Raw genomic sequence first — 17,093 nt, 5'->3', positions numbered from 1 at the left:
GGGACCGCGCATTCCTGCAGGAGCGGCCTTGCGTCGCGATGGGCTGCGCAGCAGCCCCAATGGCTTCAGCGCTGAACGGGCGTCGGCCGCTGCTGGTCGGCCCGACGCTCCAGCACCTCATACACCGACGGATACGCCGGCCGCTCCACATAGCGCCCCGCGCCCGCCTCGGCGCGCAGGTCGCCATCAGCCCAGACCACTTTGCCCTGGCTGATGGTGTGGCTGGGGACGCCACGTACAGTGCGGCCTTCGAAGATGTTGAAGTCCACCCGTTGGTGGTGGGTCTGCGCCGAGATGGTGCGCGTGCCTTGCGGGTCCCATAGCACCAGATCGGCATCGGCCCCTACGCGGATGGCGCCCTTGCGTGGGAACAGGTTGAAGATCTTCGCCGTGTTGGTAGAGGTCAGTGCCACGAACTCGTGCATCGACAGGCGCCCGCTGTTGACCCCGGCATCCCACAGCACCGCCATGCGGTCTTCGATGCCAGCGGTGCCATTGGGGATGCGGCTGAAGTCATCCCGGCCCATGGCTTTCTGTTCGGCGCAGAAGCAGCAGTGGTCGGTGGCTGTGGTGTGCAGGTTGCCCGCCTGCAGGCCGCGCCACAGCGCCTCCTGGTGCTCGCGCGGGCGGAACGGCGGGCTCATGACGTAGCCGGCGGCTGTGGCCCAGTCCGGGTCACGGTAGACGCTGTCGTCCAGCAGCAAGTGGCCAGGCAGCACTTCGCCGTAAACCGGTTGGCCCTTGGCCCGCGCATAGGCGATTTCATCCAGCGCCTCGCGGCTGGAAATGTGCACCAGGTACAGCGGTGTACCGAGGGTTTCGGCAATGCGGATGGCGCGGCTGGCCGCCTCGCCTTCAACCTGCGAAGGGCGCGACAGGGGGTGCGCTTCCGGCCCGGTCAGGCCCTGTGCCAGCAGCTTTTTCTGCAGGTGGAACACCAGCTCGCCATTTTCGGCATGCACGGTGGGCACTGCACCTAGCTGCAGGCAGCGCTCGAAGCTGGCCACCAAGGTGTCATCGGCCGCCATGATGGCGTTCTTGTAGGCCATGAAGTGCTTGAAGCTGTTCACCCCATGCTTGGCCACCAGTTCGCCCATCTCTTCGGCCACCTGCTCGCTCCACCAGGTGACGGCGACGTGGAAGCCATAGTCGCTGGCACTTTTCTGGGCCCAGCCGCGCCAGGTGTGAAAGGCCTCCAGCAGTGACTGCTGCGGGTTGGGAATGACGAAGTCGATGATCGATGTGGTGCCGCCCGCCAGGCCGGCCGCGGTACCGCTGAAGAAGTCTTCGCTGGCCACGGTGCCCATGAACGGCAATTGCATATGGGTGTGCGGGTCGATGCCGCCCGGCATCAGGTATTGCCCGCTGCCGTCGAGGATCTCGCAATCGGTCGGCGCTTCCAGGCCAGGTCCGACTGCACGGATCAGGCCATCGGCACACAGCACATCGGCGGGGTAACTCTCTTCGTGGGTAACAACGGTGGCGCCACGGATCAACAGGGACATGCCGTTTTCCTCGCAGGCTGACCGGTCTTGGCCGGTTCTTGGAATTTTCGGAAGCAGGGCGGGCAGGGGTTAATCCTGTCATGCCTGACAAGATTCGAGGCTAGATGCTGATCCTGAATTCAGCAAGAAAATTTCCTATTTATTTTGTGGTTTTTAAATCATTGATTTAAATGAATTAAATATTTAGAGCCCGCTGAATTCGGGCCCTCCAGGGTTTTTGACTAACTTGACAAGATAGAAAATTGGTCGAGATTTCTAAGGCACTCATACGCGTGTGTACTCCGGCCATCGAATTAGCCCGATGAGCAGACAACTCGAAAAAGTCTGGAGAAAGGCCCATGCAACAGAGCAGATCGCAAGTGGTCGAGCAGGATGGCCTGTTCGAGCTGGCCGAGGGCAGTGATGTTCTCGACAGCCCGCGCTACAACCACGACATCGCCCCGACCAAGGTGCACCAGCGCACCTGGAACAAATGGCACATCACGGCCCTGTGGGTAGGCATGTCCATCTGCGTGCCAACCTACACCCTCGGCGGCGTGCTCACAGCCTACTTTGGCCTGAGCGTTGGCGAGGCGCTGCTGGCGATCCTGCTGGCCAACATCATCGTGCTGATCCCGCTGACCCTTAACGCGTTCCCCGGCACCAAGTACGGCATCCCGTTTCCGGTGCTGCTGCGCTCGTCGTTCGGCATTCTGGGCTCCAACGTGCCGTGCCTGATTCGCGCCGTGGTGGCCTGCGGCTGGTTCGGGATCCAGACCCTGTTCGGCGGGCTGGCCATCCACCTGTTCCTGGGGTCGGTGTTCGACGGCTGGAAGGCCCTGGGCGGTGTCGGCGAGGTGATCGGGTTCATGATCTTCTGGTGCCTGAACCTGTGGGTGGTACTGCGGGGCGCCGAGTCGATCAAGTGGCTGGAGACGCTTTCGGCGCCGCTGCTGGTGGCCGTTGGGCTGGGCCTGCTGGTGTGGGCCTTGCCACACATGTCGATGACCGAACTGCTGGCGCAACCGCCCAAACGCCCTGAAGGCGCCAGCGTGGTCAGCTACTTCTGCGCTGGGCTCACGGCCATGGTCGGCTTCTGGGCCACGCTGTCGCTGAACATTCCCGATTTCAGCCGCTATGCCCGCAGCCAGAAGGACCAGATCCTCGGGCAAATCTTTGGCCTGCCGCTGACCATGTTCCTGTTCGCGGCCTTGGGCGTGGTGCTGACTGCGGCCTCGGCGTCGCTGGTGGGCGAAACGGTGTCCGACCCGGTCAGCCTGATCGGCAAGATCCACAGCCCGTTCTGGGTCGCCCTGGCCATGGCGCTGATCGTGATCGCCACCCTGTCGACCAACACTGCGGCGAACATCGTGTCGCCGACCAACGACTTCCAGAACATTGCCCCGCGCCTGATCGGGCGCAGCCGTGCGGTGTGGCTGACCGGCTTCATCGGCCTGGCGCTGATGGGCCACGAGTTGCTGAAGAAACTGGGCTGGATCGTGTCCGACCTGAGCCTGGAAAGCGTGTACTCCAATTGGTTGCTGGGCTACTCCAGCCTGCTCGGGCCGATAGCCGGGATCATGGTGGTGGATTACTTCCTGATCCGCCGGCAACAGCTGGACCTGGCCGGGCTGTACCGCGACGACGTGTACCCGGCGTGGAACTGGGCTGGCTTCGCCGCCTTCGTGCTGCCCGTGGGGTTGACGGTGCTGGCGATCGGCAACAGCAGCTTCAGCTGGTTCTACGACTATGGCTGGTTCACCGGCTCGCTGCTGGGGGCGGCGTTGTACTACGTGTTCGCCGGCTTGGCGGCGCGCAGCCCGGCGCGGCTGGTCAAGCCCTTGCCCTGAGACCGTGTCTGCTTCTTCGCGGGCATGCCCGCTCCTACAGGTACTACGCAGTACTGGAAAACCTGTGGCGATCTGGTGGGAGCGGGCATGCCCGCGAAGAGGCCCGAACAGACAACAAAAAAGCCTGAAGGAGAAACCCGTGACCCCTTTCCAAGACATCCTCAAGACCACCGCCCACCACATCGACAGTGCCCGCCTCTGGCAATCGCTGATGGACCTGGCCCGCCTCGGCGCCACGCCCAAGGGGGGTGTCTGCCGCCTGGCCCTGACCGACCTCGACCGCCAGGCCCGCGACTTGTTCGTGCAGTGGTGCGAGGCGGCCGGTTGCACGGTCAGCGTCGATGCCGTGGGCAATATCTTCGCCCGTCGCCCTGGGCGTAACCCCAAGCTGCCACCGGTGATGACCGGCAGCCATATCGATACCCAGCCCACTGGCGGCAAGTTCGACGGCTGTTTCGGCGTGATGGCCGGGCTGGAAGTGCTCCGTACCCTCAACGACCTGGGCGTGGAAACCGAAGCACCGCTGGAGGTGGTGGTGTGGACCAACGAAGAAGGTTCGCGCTTTGCCCCCTGCATGATGGGGTCGGGTGTGTTCGCCGGCAAGTTCACCCTGGAAGAAACCCTGGCCAAGCGCGATGCCCAGGGCACCAGTGTGGGCGAGGCGTTGAACGCCATTGGCTACGCCGGCCCACGTGCGGTGCTCGGGCACCCGGTGGGGGCATATTTCGAAGCGCATATCGAGCAAGGGCCGATACTCGAGGACCAGGCCAAGACCATTGGGGTGGTCCTCGGTGCCCTTGGCCAGAAGTGGTTCGACCTGACCCTGCGCGGCGTCGAAGCCCATGCCGGCCCCACCCCCATGCACCTGCGCAAGGATGCCCTGGTGGGTGCCGCAGCGGTGGTCGAAGCGGTCAACCGCACAGCCCTCGGCCACCAGCCGCATGCCTGCGGCACGGTGGGTTGCTTGCAGGCCTACCCGGGCTCACGCAACGTAATCCCTGGCGAAGTGCGCATGACCCTGGACTTCCGTCACCTTGAGGGCGAGCAACTGGATGCGATGATCGCCGAGGTACGAGGGGTCATCGAGGCGACCTGCGCCAAGCATGGCCTGAGCCACGAACTGGTGCCCACGGCGGACTTCCCGGCATTGTACTTTGACAAGGGCTGTGTCGATGCCGTGCGCGATTCGGCCAAGGCCCTGGGGTTGCCGCACATGGACATCGTCAGCGGGGCAGGGCATGACGCGATCTTCCTTGCCGAGCTGGGGCCGGCCGGGATGATTTTCGTACCGTGCGAGAACGGCATCAGCCACAACGAAATCGAAAACGCCGCACCCGATGACCTGGCGGCGGGTTGTGCGGTGTTGTTGCGGGCGATGCTGGCTGCTTCGCAGGCGATTGCCAGCGGCCGCCTGGCAGCTTGATCAGGCGTAAGGGCCGCTCCTTCACTGGTCGTGTTTGGCCATAGATCGGCGGAGCCACACCGTCCGTTTGTAGGACCGGGTTCACCCGCGAACACCGGCGTAGCCGGTGCCAGCCACCGCGCTGGATTCTTCGCGGGCGCGCCCGCTCCCACACAGGCCGCGTCGCGCTTACGAATTCAGTTCTCTGCGCGACAGCGCAGCCCGTAGTGCTGTGTTATCTCCTACTGGGCTGGTTCCAGGTAGCCGTCACGGCCGATGTGATAGCGCTGCAGGTCCTGCGCCAGCACCAGCCGGCCGCGGTAGTGGGCCAGTGCCTCATCACGCACGTCGTTGATGCTCGGGCTGCGCCTTGGGTCGCTCTGATAGCGGGCACTGAAGTGCGTCAGCACCAGGTTGCGCACGCCTGCCGCCTCGGCAAAGCGCGCCACTGCCGCCGCAGTGCTGTGCCCAAAGGTGACCCCGGTCCGCTCCACCACCGCCTGCGTGAAGGTTGCCTCATGCACCAGCACATCGGCGCCACGGGCGGCGTCGGCGAGCAATTGCGGGTTGTCATTGTCACCACACACGATAATCCGCCGGGGCGGGCGCGAGCCACGCAGGTATTCATTGCCATGCAGCAGCTGCTCGCCGAATTGCACGGTACGCCCCTTGGCCAGCTCGCCCCACATCGGGCCACGCGGTATGCCCTCAGCCTCCAGGCGCAGGGTGTCCAGGCGGGGTTCAGGGTTGAGTTCGGTAAACACGAAACCTACGCTCGGCACCCGGTGCGACAAGCGCACCGCTGCAACCTGCAGGGTCTGGTTGCGCCAGCCCTGCCAATCTTCCACGGCCAGCAGGCGCAGCTCGAACGGCAGGAAGGTATCACTGGCGGCCAGGCCTTGGCGTAGCCAGCCATGCAGCGCGGCAGGCAAGACGATATCCAGCGGTTGGTTACGGCCACTCATGCCGGCACTGGCGAGCAGCCCGGGCAGGCCAAAACAATGGTCACCATGAACGTGGGTAATGAAGACCGCCTGCAGGTCGCGAACCGACAGCGGCGTGTGCAACAGTTGGTGCTGGGTGCCCTCGCCGCAGTCGACCAGGTACCAGTGGCTACCACTGGCTTCGACTACGGCGGTGGCGCTGACGTTGCGGGCTTTGGTCGGCACCCCGGCGGAGGTACCGAGAAACAGCAGGTCCATGTTGCGGCTCCTTGTGCCAGTCCAGTCGCGCAAAATCGCGCAATACGCAGGGCCTCGTTCCTTCGAGACGAACAACGCCGCACACCTTAGCCGGATTGCCGGAGGCCGTCGATTGCCCGCTAGTCAGCCTGCCGCCAGACCAGCTTGCTGGTGTCGTAGCCTTGCTCGCGGGCAATGTTCAGCAACTGTTCGCGCTGCTGGTCGGTGACCGCAGGGGTGCGCGACAGCAGCCACAGGTACTCACGGTTGGGGTGGCCGACCAGTGCCACGCGGTAATCCTTGTCGTGGTACAGCACCCAGTACTCACCCTTGGTCAGGCCAGGGGCCAGGCGGCTGAACCAGTTGTCGAAGCGTACCCACAATTTGTCAGTCCTGCCCGGCTGCTGGGCTTCAGCGATGCCTTTGGCTTCGTTCACCTCACCGTCCTTTTCCTTGCAGCGGTTGGTCACGTCGATACGGCCATCGGCGCGTAGCCCATAATGAGCCTCGGACTGTACGCAATTACGCTGGAAGAACATCGGCAGCCGCGCCAGTTCGTACCAGGTGCCCTGGTAGCGTTGCAGGTCCACCTGCTGGGTGCGCGGCGGTGCAGGGTGGTCGTTGCCGGCGCAGCCGAGCAAGGCAAGGGTCATGCAGGAAAGCAGCAGCGTGGTGCGTAGCGCCATGGTTGATCTCCTTGAAACGGATGAGTGCTTACCTGGGGTTCGATCCCGCGGCGGGGCAAAAGTTGTATGCGCAAACCATTGTCTGCTCCAGCTGGGTTACCATCCACGATGGTGAACCATCCAACCCTAGGAGTTCCGTTCGTGACCGAATACACCGCATTCAAGGTCGAGCTGACCGATAGCATCGCCCACGTTCAGATCAACCGCCCGGAGAAGGTCAACGCGATGAACGCGGCCTTCTGGGAAGAGATCGTCGATATCTTCCAGTGGATCGACGACACCTACGCCGTGCGTGCGGTGGTCATCAGTGGTGCCGGCAAGCACTTCTCGGCCGGTATCGACCTGATGATGCTGGCCTCGCTGGCCGGGGAGATGGGCAAGGACGTGGGCCGCAATGCGCGCTTCCTGCGCAAGACCATACAGCGCCTGCAAGCCTCGTTCACCGCCGTGGACAGCTGCCGCAAACCGGTACTGGCCGCGGTGCAGGGCTATTGCATCGGTGGCGCCATCGACCTGATCTCGGCCTGTGACATGCGTTACTGCAGCAGTGACGCGCAATTCTCGATCAAGGAAATCGACATGGGCATGGCCGCCGATGTCGGCACGCTGCAACGTTTGCCACGTATCATCGGCGACGGCATGATGCGTGAGCTGGCGTTCACCGGGCGCAATGTCGCGGCGGACGAGGCGCTGCGCATCGGCCTGGTGAACCGGGTCTATGATGACCACGCCGCGCTGCTGGACGGGGTTTTTGCCATCGCCCGCCAGATTGCTGCAAAATCGCCGATCGCGGTGGCGGGCACCAAGGAAATGCTCAGCTACATGCGCGACCACCGCATCGACGATGGCCTGGACTACATCGCCACGTGGAACGCCGCGATGCTGCAGTCCGAAGACCTGCGCGTGGCTGTGGCCGCGCACATGAGCAAACAGAAACCGACGTTCGCCGACTGATCGGGCCGGCGCACGCGCAGTAAAGGAAACCCGAGATGTCAGCACGCTGGACTACCGCAGTACTCGACCCTCAGATCACCGGCGGGCTGGCCGTGGCGCGCAGCCCGGAAGGGTTTCTGCACGACGCCAACGGCGCGCTGTTCCCTCGTGACTGGCTCAAGCGCCAGGGCCTGGATGTGCTGTGCGAACACGGCATTGGCCACTTCGACGGCCAGCCTGTGTTCCTGCTGGAACTGCGCGCTGCCAGCGACGTGCCCGGTTGCAACTGGCGCGGCCTGCGGGCGTTCATGCTGGAGGGTGACTTCGACACCTACATGGTTCTGGGTTATGCCGCACAGATCGGCACCTGGGCTCGCGAGCACCGTTTCTGCGGCAGTTGCGGGCAGGCGATGACACAAATCCGCTGGGAGCGCGCGATGTACTGCCAGCCTTGCGACCTGCGCAGCTACCCGCGTATTTCGCCGAGCATGATCGTGCTGGTGACCCGTGGCGACGAAATCCTGCTGGCACGCTCGCCGCGCTTCGTCACGGGGGTGTACAGCACCCTGGCAGGCTTTGCCGAGCCGGGCGAGTCGGCCGAGGACTGCCTGGTGCGCGAAGTGCGTGAAGAAGTGGCGGTAGAGGTGCAGAACATCCAGTACGTCGGCAGCCAGTGCTGGCCGTTCCCGCACTCGATGATGCTGGGCTTCCATGCCGAATACGCGGGTGGCGAGATCGTCATGCAGCCGGACGAGATCGAGGACGCCCAGTGGTTCAGCGTGCACGACCTGCCGCCGCTGCCGGCTGGGCGCTCTATTGCGCGCTACCTGATCGACCTCTATGTCGCTCGCCGCTTAGGCCTGCCCGAACCAGTGCTGCCACGCTAGGCGCACGGTCAACGCCAGCACCACGGTGATGAACACCGGGCGGATGAACTTGCTGCCGCCGCTGATCGCCGTGCGTGCGCCAAAGAAGGCGCCGACCATCACCGACAAGCCCATGCACAGGCCGACGATGTAGTCGACCTGCCCGGAAATGATGAACACCGTCAGCGCCGCGATGTTGCTGACGAAGTTCATGCTGCGCGCCACGCCGCTGGCGCGAACCAGGTCGATGGGGTACAGCAGCAGGGTGCTGACCGTCCAGAACGCCCCGGTGCCGGGGCCGGCCACGCCGTCATAGAAACCCAGGGTAAAGCCCTGCGGCGCCTGCCATTTTTTTCTGATCGGGGCATCGACGTCCAGCGGTGCCTTGGGCGTGCCGCCGAACAGCAGGTACACGCCACAGGCGAAGACGATGACCGGCAGCATCTTGTTCAGCCATTCGGCTGGCATGTAGTGGGCCACTACGGCGCCGATCAATGCCCCGACCAGGGTGGCCAACAGCGCCGGCCGCCACTGCGCCGGGTGGAACAGCTTGCGCTTGTAGTAGGTGAAGCTGGCGGTGGCCGAGCCGAAGGTGGAGCTGAGCTTGTTGGTGCCCAGCACCAGGTGTGGCGGCATGCCGGCGGTGAGCAGCGCCGGGGTGGTGAGCAGGCCGCCGCCACCGGCGATGGCATCGATGAAACCGGCGACGAAGGCGACCAGGGCCAGAATCAGCAGGGTGAGGGGTTCTACGGTGAGTTCGAAGGGCATGGGAGGCTTCAAGCTGAAAGGCCGGGGTGCGGCAAATGGACAGATAAACGGGCATGATAAGCCCTCGTCCCTTAGGTTGTCAGTGTCAGCCTGCTTGTGCGGGAGGTGATTGATTGGGACCAACCTCGGACAAAACGGGCCGGTACTGACACTGCAAACATTCAGGTTGCCGCTTTTTTCCGCGGCTGCCTTGGCTTGCCAGCCGCTGCTTTGCCCCCGGCCGCTTTGCTTCTCCCGCCACCCCGGCGCTTCTTTTTCCACGGCGGTGCCGCCCCGGCTGCAGGCCCGCTGATGGTCATGCGCATACCCTGGCAACGTTCTACCAGCTTGCCCATCCATGCCGACTGCCGGGCGACGAACTCTTCCAGGCTCATCTCGCCGCTCTGCACCATGTCCAGCGCCTGCTCCCAGATGGCCGTGGTGCCCGGATCAGCGATGGCGCGCGGTACGGCATCGATCAGGCTGAACGCTGCTGGCGTGGCCGACAGTGCCTTGCCGTTCTTCACCAGATAACCGCGATCGAGCAGGCCTTGGATGATGCTGGCGCGGGTGGCTTCGGTGCCGATACCGGTGGTTTCCTTGAGCTTCTGTTTCAGCCGTGGGTCGTCGACCAGCTTGGCCACGTTCTTCATCGCCTTGATCAGGTCGCCTTCGGTAAACGGCTTGGGCGGCTGGGTCCATAGGTCTTTCAGCTGCAAGCCCTGCACGTTGCAGTCCTGGCCTTCGCGCAGCATTGGCAGTACTTGGGCGGGTGGTGCCTCACGGCCTTTGGTTGGGGTCAGCGCCTCGGGTAGCGCGCGGCGCCAGCCCGGTTCGACGATCTGCTTGCCCACCGCGCGCAGGGCATGGCCCGCGCAGTCGAAGTCGGCCTGGGTGCGGTCGAACTCGTGGTTGGGCAGGAACTGCGCCAGGTAGCGGGCGCGGATCAGGGTGTACACCGCCTTGTACTTGGCTGGCAGGCGCGCCGGGTCGCTGGCAGCGGCAGTGGGGATGATGCCGTGGTGGGCACTGACCTTGGCGTCGTTCCAGGCCCGCGAGCGGCGTTGCGGCTCGAGGTAGGGCTGCAGGGGCGCCAGGCTGGCATCGGCCCGTTGCAGGGCGGCGAGGATGGCTGCTGCCTCGGCGTGCTGGCTTTGCGGCAGATAGCCACAGTCGCTGCGCGGGTAGGTGATCAGCTTGTGGGTTTCGTACAGCGCCTGGGCAATGTCGAGGGTTTCCTGGGCGCCGAGGCCGAATTTTTTCGAGCACAGCTCTTGCAGGGTACCGAGGTCAAAGGGCAATGGCGCTGCTTCGCGCACGCGCTCGGTGGCCACCTTCATGGCCCTTGCAGTGGCGGCCTGGCCGATATCGGCAGCCGCTCGTTGCGCCAGTGCCTGGTTCAGGCAGCGCCCCTGGTCGTCACAGGCGTCTTCCGGCGCCCGCCATTGCGCGTTGAACCCCTGGCCGGCGTGTTCCAGCTGCACGTCGATAGCCCAGAACGGCACCGGCACGAAGTTCGCGATGCTGCGGTCGCGGTCAACCACCAGGCGCAAGGTGGGCGTTTGCACCCGGCCCACGGGCAGCACGCCCTGGTAGCCGGATTGCCGGCCCAGCAGGGTGAACAGCCGGCTCATGTTCATACCGATCAGCCAGTCGGCGCGGGAACGGCCCAGCGCCGAGTGGTACAGGTTGAAGGTTTCGTGGCCGGGCAGCAGGCGCGCCAGGGCCTTGCGGATGGAGGCGTCGTCCAGCGCCGACAGCCACAGGCGCTGCACCGGGCCACGGTAGCGACAATGCTCGACCAGCTCACGGGCGATCATTTCCCCTTCACGGTCGGCGTCGGTGGCAATTACCAGCTCGCGCGCTTCGCCAAGCAGGCGCTTAACCGCCTTGAACTGGCTGGCGGTCTTGGGTTTGACCAGCATTTTCCACTTGTCAGGAATGATCGGCAGGTCGGCCAGGTTCCAGCGCTTGTAGCGTTCGTCGTAGCTGTCGGGCGGGGCGGTTTCCAGCAGGTGGCCGATGCACCAGGTGACGCAGACGCCGGTGCCTTGCCAGCAGCCGTCGCCCTTGCGGGTGGCGCCGAGCACTTTGGCGATGTCTTTTGCCTGGGAGGGTTTTTCGCAGAGGAACAGGCGCATGGCCGGGAACGCTTCATCGGGGAATGATGAGCACTAGGATGCGCAACCAGGGGCGCGGAGGCAAGTTTTATCTGGATGGATGTACAGGTTTCTTGGTGCTTGAAATTTTCACGATCCCTGTGGGAGCGGCCTTGGTGGGGCGCCGCACGGGGGAAAGGGCTGCATAGCAGCCCCAGTAATATCAGCCACGGAGTAGAAGCGTGGGGCCGCTTTGCGGCCCTTTCGCGACACAAGGCCGCTCCCACTAGGCCGCTCCCACAAAGGCCGCTCCCACAACTGGGAGTCAGGGGCGCGAGTCGCGCACCATGTCTACGTGCGGGATGCCGGCTTCGAGGAACTCTTCGCTGACTACGCGAAAGCCCAGCCGCTCGTAGAACGGCGTGGCGTGGACCTGGGCGCTGAGCATCTGCTGCTTCAGGTCACGGTTCTGCGCTTCGACGATCACCGCATTCATCAGTGCGTCACCCACCTTCAGCCCGCGCCAGTCCTTCAATACCGAAACCCGGCCGATGGTGCCATCGGGCAGCAGGCGGGCGGTGCCGATCGGATAGTCCCCTTCCAAGGCCAGGAAGTGTACGGCGGTCGGATCTTCCGAGTCCCATTCCAGCTCAGGCGGCACGTGCTGTTCGGCGATGAACACCGCTTCACGGATACGGCGGATGTCGGCGTTGTCCTTGTGCCAGTCGGCGAGGCGCACACGAATCTTATTCATTGGCGAATCCCAGGCTTCCTTGTTTGACCAGCTGCTGTACCAGCATAAGGCCATCTTCATCCTGCAGCCATTCGCCGATGTTGTCGATGTGCAGGGCGTCGGCCGCGCACACCAGTTTCAGCAGCTCGCGCAGCTTGCCAGGCAGTGGGCAGCTGCGGCCGCTGGCGAACAGCAGCAGGTCGTCTTCGAATTCCGACCAGGCCAGGCGGGCACTCGGGTTGCGGATCAGGATGGCGCCTTGCTCCAGCGCATCGACCAGTTCCTCTTCGCTCAGCTCTTCACCGACGATCTGTTCGGGGTAACGCGGTTCGGTCATGAACTGGCCAAACCAGGTCAGCAGCAGGTCCTTGTCGTTCATGTGCTTGTCGAGCAGCGCCTTGAGGCGGTCGAGGGCGTCATGCTGGATCTGGTGCGGGTCGCTGGCAGGCTGGGCGTCGGCGTCGCTGTAGCGTTCTTCGTCGGGCAGGAACTGGCCGAGGAAGTCGGTGAAGTGGGTGAGTACTTCGGCGGCGCTAGGGGCACGGAAGCCAACCGAGTAGGTCAGGCACTCGTCCACGGCAACGCCGTAGTGGGCCAGGCGTGGTGGCAGGTACAGCATGTCACCTGGCTCCAGGGTCCATTCTTCGCCCTGCTCGAACTCGGCCAGGATACGCAGGTCGGCATGCTCCAGCAGCGCACTGTCGCTGCTGCACATCTGGCCGACCTTCCAGTTGCGCTGGCCGTGGCCCTGCAACAGGAACACGTCGTAGTTGTCGAAGTGCGGGCCAACGCTGCCACCAGGGGCAGCGAAGCTGATCATCACATCATCGATGCGCCAGCTGGGCAGGAAGCGGAAGTTCTCCAGCAGCTCGGCGACTTCCGGAACGAACTGGTCTACGGCCTGTACCAGCAGGGTCCAGTCTTTTTCCGGCAGCTCGGCGAAGGTGTCTTCGGTGAACGGGCCACGGCGCAGTTCCCACGGGTGGGCGCCATGTTCCAGCACGATACGCGACTCGACTTCTTCCTCCAGGGCCAGGCCAGCCAGCTCGTCGGGGTCGATCGGGCTGATGAAGTCCGGGAAGGCCTGGCGCACCAGCAGCGGCTTTTTCTGCCAGTAGTCGCGCATGAATTCGCGGGCCGAGATGCCGCCGAGCAGCTGCAGTGGAGTATCAGGATTCATGTTCAACCTATTGAAAAAACGTAATTTTCGTACGGGAATAAAAACGCCCGGCCAGGCCGGGCGTTGTATGCGGCGGTCCGCTTAGACGCGTTTGGCCTGGGCTGCCGCGTTACCGATGTAGGTAGCAGGGGTCAGCAGCTTGAGCTCGGCCTTGGCTTCGGCTGGCATGTCCAGGCCGTCGATGAAGGTCAGCAGCGCTTGTGGGGTGATGCCCTTGCCACGGGTCAGCTCTTTGAGCTTTTCGTAGGGGTTTTCGATGTTGAAGCGGCGCATCACGGTCTGGATCGGTTCGGCCAGCACTTCCCAGCAGGCGTCCAGGTCGGCGGCGATGCGGGCTTCGTTCACTTCCAGCTTGCCGATGCCTTTGAGGCTGGCTTCGTAGGCAATGACGCTGTGGGCGAAGCCCACGCCCAGGTTGCGCAGCACGGTGGAGTCGGTCAGGTCACGCTGCCAGCGCGAGATTGGCAGTTTGCTGGCCAGGTGCTGGAACAGGGCGTTGGCGATACCCAGGTTGCCTTCGGAGTTTTCGAAGTCGATCGGGTTGACCTTGTGCGGCATGGTCGAAGAGCCGATTTCGCCGGCGACGGTCTTCTGCTTGAAGTAGCCCAGCGAAATGTAACCCCATACGTCACGGTCGAAGTCGATCAGGATGGTGTTGAAGCGGGCGATGGCGTCGAACAGTTCGGCGATGTAGTCGTGCGGTTCGATCTGGGTGGTGTACGGGTTGAACTGCAGGCCCAGCTCGTCTTCGATGAAGGCACGGGCGTTGGCTTCCCAGTCGATCTGCGAGTAGGCCGACAGGTGGGCGTTGTAGTTGCCCACGGCGCCGTTGATCTTGCCCAGCAGCGGTACGGCGGCAACCTGGGCGATCTGGCGCTCCAGGCGGTACACGACGTTGGCCAGTTCCTTGCCCAGGGTGGTCGGCGAAGCCGGCTGGCCGTGGGTGCGCGACAGCATCGGCACGTCGGCGTGAGCGTGGGCCAGGGCACGAATGGCCTCGGCGATCTGGCGCATCAGCGGCAGCAGCACGTCGTCACGGCCAGCACGCAGCATCAGGGCGTGGGACAGGTTGTTGATGTCCTCGCTGGTGCAGGCGAAGTGGATGAACTCGCTGACCTTGGCCAACTCAGGCAACTGGGCGGCCTGCTCCTTGAGCAGGTATTCGATCGCCTTGACGTCGTGGTTGGTGGTGCGCTCGATTTCCTTGACGCGCTCGGCGTGCTCAAGCTTGAAATCGCTGGCCAGGGTGTCCAGCAGGGCGTTGGCCTCGGCGGAGAACGCCGGCACTTCGCCAATTTGCGGGTGGGCGGCCAGGCGCTGCAACCAGCGCACTTCGACCAGGGCGCGGAAACGGATCAGGCCGAATTCGCTGAAGATGGGGCGCAAGGCCTGGGTTTTGCCGGCATAACGGCCGTCTACAGGGGAAACCGCAGTGAGCGAAGAAAGCTGCATGGGGTGTTCTCGGACAGTCAGGCTTTTGGAAGGGCGCATATCATACATGAAAAAGGCAGGCGGCGAGCTTCAAGCTGCAAGTAGCAAGTAAAAGCCGACGTGCTGCTTCTGCTTGCTGCTTGTAGCTTAGAGCTTGCAGCTCACCCTCGCATCATGTCGTACAGCTCGTTCAGCAGTTTGCGCCGGCTGAACACCAGTTGCCAGCGGTGCCCGCCCAGCTGGCGCCACAGGCGCGCGGCGCGGATGCCGGCGAGCAACAGGGCGCGGATTTTCGAGGCGTTGCTGGCTTGCTGCAGGAAGCGCATGTCGCCGTGTACCTGGATGCGCTGGCGCAGGGTGCTCAGGGTGTCCTGGTACAAGGCTCCGCTGGAAGCGATGACATTTTCGTGGACCAGGCCGAAGTGATCGGCCTGCGACTGGATTTGTGGCAAGCGGTTGCCGATGGTGTCGAGCATGTCGCCGCGCTTGTTCAGCTGGCGCTCCAGGCCCAGCATCGACAGGGCGTAGCGCAGGGGCTCGCGCTGCAGGCTGCTGGGGTCGCGCTCCAGGGCGCCGACCAGCGCGCGATAGCCATCGCGCAGGTTCAGGTCGTCGCCGCCGAACACTTCCAGGGTGTCTTTGGGGTCGCGTACCAGCAAGCTGCCCAGCATGCAGCCGATGTTGGCCTCGCTGGCCTGGCCGGTGCGGGCGATGCGGTCAACCAGTACGGCTGCCTGGAAGACGCCGCCCAGGGCAATCAATTGCTCGCGCAGTGTGCTCATGCCCGCGGGCTCCACGGCTCGGCCGCCTCGATCACGCCACCACCCAGGCACACCTCGCCATCATAGAACACCACCGACTGGCCCGGCGTCACGGCGCGCTGGGGCTCGTCGAACACGGCGCGGTAGCCGCCATCGGTCAGCGCCAGGGTGCAGCGCTGGTCGCTCTGCCGGTAGCGTACCTTGGCGGTGAGCTGGCGCGGGCTGCTCAGGTCCACCGGGTTGACCCAGAAGATTTCCGACGCGAGCAGGGCGCGGGAGAACAACCATGGGTGTTCGTTGCCCTGGCCAACCACCAGCACGTTGCGGGTCAGGTCTTTGTGCAGCACGTACCAGGGCTCGTCACCGGCGTCCTTCAGGCCGCCGATACCCAGGCCCTGGCGCTGGCCGATGGTGTGGTACATCAGGCCATGGTGGCGGCCGATCACCTCGCCTTCGGTGGTTTCGATGTTGCCTGGCTGGGCGGGCAGGTACTGCTTGAGGAAGTCGCTGAAGCGGCGTTCACCAATGAAGCAGATGCCGGTGGAGTCCTTTTTCTTGGCGGTGGCCAGGCCGTGTTTTTCGGCAATGGCGCGGACCTCGGGTTTTTCCAGTTCGCCCACCGGGAACAGCGTGCGGGCGATTTCCTTGCCGCCAACGGCGTGCAGGAAATAGCTCTGGTCCTTGTTCGGGTCCAGGCCTTTAAGCAGTTCGGTAACGGCGCCGGTGTCGCGGCGGCGTACATAGTGGCCGGTGGCAATCAGGTCTGCACCCAGCGACAGGGCGTAGTCGAGGAACGCCTTGAACTTGATTTCGCGGTTGCAGAGGATGTCCGGGTTGGGCGTGCGGCCGGCCTTGTACTCTTCGAGGAAGTGCTCGAACACGTTGTCCCAGTACTCGGCGGCGAAGTTGGCGGTGTGCAGCTTGATACCGATGCGGTCGCACACGGCCTGGGCGTCGGCCAGGTCTTCACGGGCGGTGCAGTATTCGGTGCCGTCGTCTTCTTCCCAGTTCTTCATGAACAGCCCTTCCACCTGGTAGCCCTGCTCGATGAGCAGAAGGGCGGAGACGGAAGAGTCCACGCCGCCGGACATGCCGACGATGACGCGGGTCTTGGCGGGGTCTTTGAGTGCTGGGCTGGTCATGGGTACCGGTGTGTATCAAGGGGGAAAAACGCCGATTCTATCAAAGCCGCGGCGCTACGTCAGTCGCGCAGCAGCGCAAGGCTGTGCAGCGGGCCTGCAAGGTAGTCGTCCAGGCAGCGCGGCACCAGCTCGCTGCGCCAGCGGGTGGGGTCGGCCAGCAGCTCTTCGCGGGTCAGCCAGACAGCGCGGACGATGTCGCTGTCTAGGGCCAGGTCGGCATGGTGGCGCACGGGGCGGGCGGCAAAGCAGATGCGCTGGTAGGTCACGCCGTTGCTGGGCGCAGTGTACAGGTAGATGCCGACCACGCCGGTGAGCTCGACTTCCCAGGCGGTTTCTTCCAGGGTTTCGCGCAGGGCGGCCTGGGGCAGGGTCTCGTTGGCTTCCAGGTGCCCGGCGGGCTGGTTGAAGACGTGCCGGTTGGCTTTGAATTCCTCGACGAACAGGAATTTGCCGTCCTGCTCGATGATGGTGGCGACGGTGATGTGGGGTTGCCATGACACGGTCGATTCTCTCCCTAAGTAGCAAGTGGCAAGTGGCAAGTGGCAAGTGGCAAGTGGCAAGTGGCAAGTAGCAAGTAGCAAGTGGCAAGTGGCAAGTG

At 64.1% G+C, this 17,093-nt stretch carries 15 protein-coding genes; 4 read left to right on the top strand and 11 right to left on the bottom strand.

Features of this window, described 5'->3' with window-relative positions:
• Nucleotides 1-65: 65 nt before the first annotated feature.
• The gene (gene hydA, locus DMX12_RS02515; protein ID WP_009683141.1) at nucleotides 66-1,505 is read right to left on the bottom strand and encodes a dihydropyrimidinase; all 1,440 of its coding nucleotides are present in this window, start codon (nucleotides 1,503-1,505) and stop codon (nucleotides 66-68) included.
• 338 nt (nucleotides 1,506-1,843) lie between these two features.
• Between hydA and DMX12_RS02510 the strand changes: the two genes are divergently transcribed.
• Nucleotides 1,844-3,334, top strand: a complete 1,491-nt coding sequence (locus tag DMX12_RS02510; RefSeq protein ID WP_110676078.1) for an NCS1 family nucleobase:cation symporter-1 — start codon at nucleotides 1,844-1,846, stop codon at nucleotides 3,332-3,334.
• A 139-nt stretch (nucleotides 3,335-3,473) separates the two neighbouring features.
• Entirely contained in the window at nucleotides 3,474-4,757 is a 1,284-nt protein-coding gene (locus tag DMX12_RS02500; protein WP_029887470.1) for a Zn-dependent hydrolase, read from the top strand.
• A gap of 221 nt (nucleotides 4,758-4,978) precedes the next feature.
• Here the strand turns inward: DMX12_RS02500 and DMX12_RS02495 are convergent, their stop codons facing one another.
• Nucleotides 4,979-5,938 carry a ribonuclease Z gene (locus tag DMX12_RS02495; RefSeq protein WP_110676076.1) on the bottom strand — a complete coding sequence of 320 codons (960 nt, stop codon included), beginning with the start codon at nucleotides 5,936-5,938 and terminating at the stop codon, nucleotides 4,979-4,981.
• A gap of 119 nt (nucleotides 5,939-6,057) precedes the next feature.
• On the bottom strand, nucleotides 6,058-6,603 hold the full coding sequence (locus DMX12_RS02490; RefSeq protein ID WP_054911522.1) for a lipocalin family protein: 546 nt from the start codon (nucleotides 6,601-6,603) through the stop codon (nucleotides 6,058-6,060).
• A 141-nt stretch (nucleotides 6,604-6,744) separates the two neighbouring features.
• Between DMX12_RS02490 and DMX12_RS02485 the strand changes: the two genes are divergently transcribed.
• Both DMX12_RS02485 and nudC read left to right on the top strand, forming a co-directional pair.
• Entirely contained in the window at nucleotides 6,745-7,557 is an 813-nt protein-coding gene (locus DMX12_RS02485) for a crotonase/enoyl-CoA hydratase family protein (protein ID WP_110676074.1), read from the top strand.
• 35 nt (nucleotides 7,558-7,592) lie between these two features.
• Entirely contained in the window at nucleotides 7,593-8,423 is an 831-nt protein-coding gene (gene nudC, locus DMX12_RS02480; protein ID WP_110676072.1) for an NAD(+) diphosphatase, read from the top strand.
• On the opposite strand, the gene DMX12_RS02475 is transcribed toward nudC, so the two are convergent.
• From DMX12_RS02475 to DMX12_RS02440, 8 genes are all read right to left on the bottom strand, one after another.
• Complete coding sequence (locus tag DMX12_RS02475; protein ID WP_110676070.1) at nucleotides 8,391-9,170, bottom strand: TSUP family transporter; 780 nt, start codon at nucleotides 9,168-9,170, stop codon at nucleotides 8,391-8,393. The two genes, nudC and DMX12_RS02475, sit on opposite strands and share 33 nt — an antisense overlap.
• A gap of 161 nt (nucleotides 9,171-9,331) precedes the next feature.
• A complete protein-coding gene (locus DMX12_RS02470; RefSeq protein ID WP_110676068.1) occupies nucleotides 9,332-11,290 on the bottom strand; it encodes a DNA topoisomerase III in 1,959 nt (652 codons plus the stop codon).
• Nucleotides 11,291-11,573: 283 nt separating this feature from the next.
• Entirely contained in the window at nucleotides 11,574-12,002 is a 429-nt protein-coding gene (locus DMX12_RS02465) for a GNAT family N-acetyltransferase (RefSeq protein ID WP_009683126.1), read from the bottom strand.
• A complete protein-coding gene (locus DMX12_RS02460; protein WP_110676066.1) occupies nucleotides 11,995-13,161 on the bottom strand; it encodes a cupin domain-containing protein in 1,167 nt (388 codons plus the stop codon). Before DMX12_RS02460 ends, DMX12_RS02465 begins: the two co-directional genes overlap by 8 nt.
• A gap of 81 nt (nucleotides 13,162-13,242) precedes the next feature.
• Nucleotides 13,243-14,613 carry an adenylosuccinate lyase gene (gene purB, locus DMX12_RS02455; RefSeq protein ID WP_009683124.1) on the bottom strand — a complete coding sequence of 457 codons (1,371 nt, stop codon included), beginning with the start codon at nucleotides 14,611-14,613 and terminating at the stop codon, nucleotides 13,243-13,245.
• Between the two features lie 140 nt (nucleotides 14,614-14,753).
• Nucleotides 14,754-15,374, bottom strand: a complete 621-nt coding sequence (hflD, locus tag DMX12_RS02450) for a high frequency lysogenization protein HflD (RefSeq protein WP_110676064.1) — start codon at nucleotides 15,372-15,374, stop codon at nucleotides 14,754-14,756.
• On the bottom strand, nucleotides 15,371-16,495 hold the full coding sequence (gene mnmA / locus DMX12_RS02445; protein ID WP_029887826.1) for a tRNA 2-thiouridine(34) synthase MnmA: 1,125 nt from the start codon (nucleotides 16,493-16,495) through the stop codon (nucleotides 15,371-15,373). The genes hflD and mnmA overlap by 4 nt, the downstream gene beginning before the upstream one ends.
• A 59-nt stretch (nucleotides 16,496-16,554) precedes the next feature.
• The gene (locus DMX12_RS02440) at nucleotides 16,555-16,995 is read right to left on the bottom strand and encodes an NUDIX hydrolase (protein ID WP_009683120.1); all 441 of its coding nucleotides are present in this window, start codon (nucleotides 16,993-16,995) and stop codon (nucleotides 16,555-16,557) included.
• Nucleotides 16,996-17,093 lie beyond the last annotated feature (98 nt).

Source organism: Pseudomonas sp. MB-090624 (assembly GCF_003205245.1).
GTDB lineage: Bacteria > Pseudomonadota > Gammaproteobacteria > Pseudomonadales > Pseudomonadaceae > Aquipseudomonas > Aquipseudomonas juntendi.
Note: the sequence above shows the minus strand (reverse complement) of the source record. Positions and strands in the feature narration are given on the sequence as shown.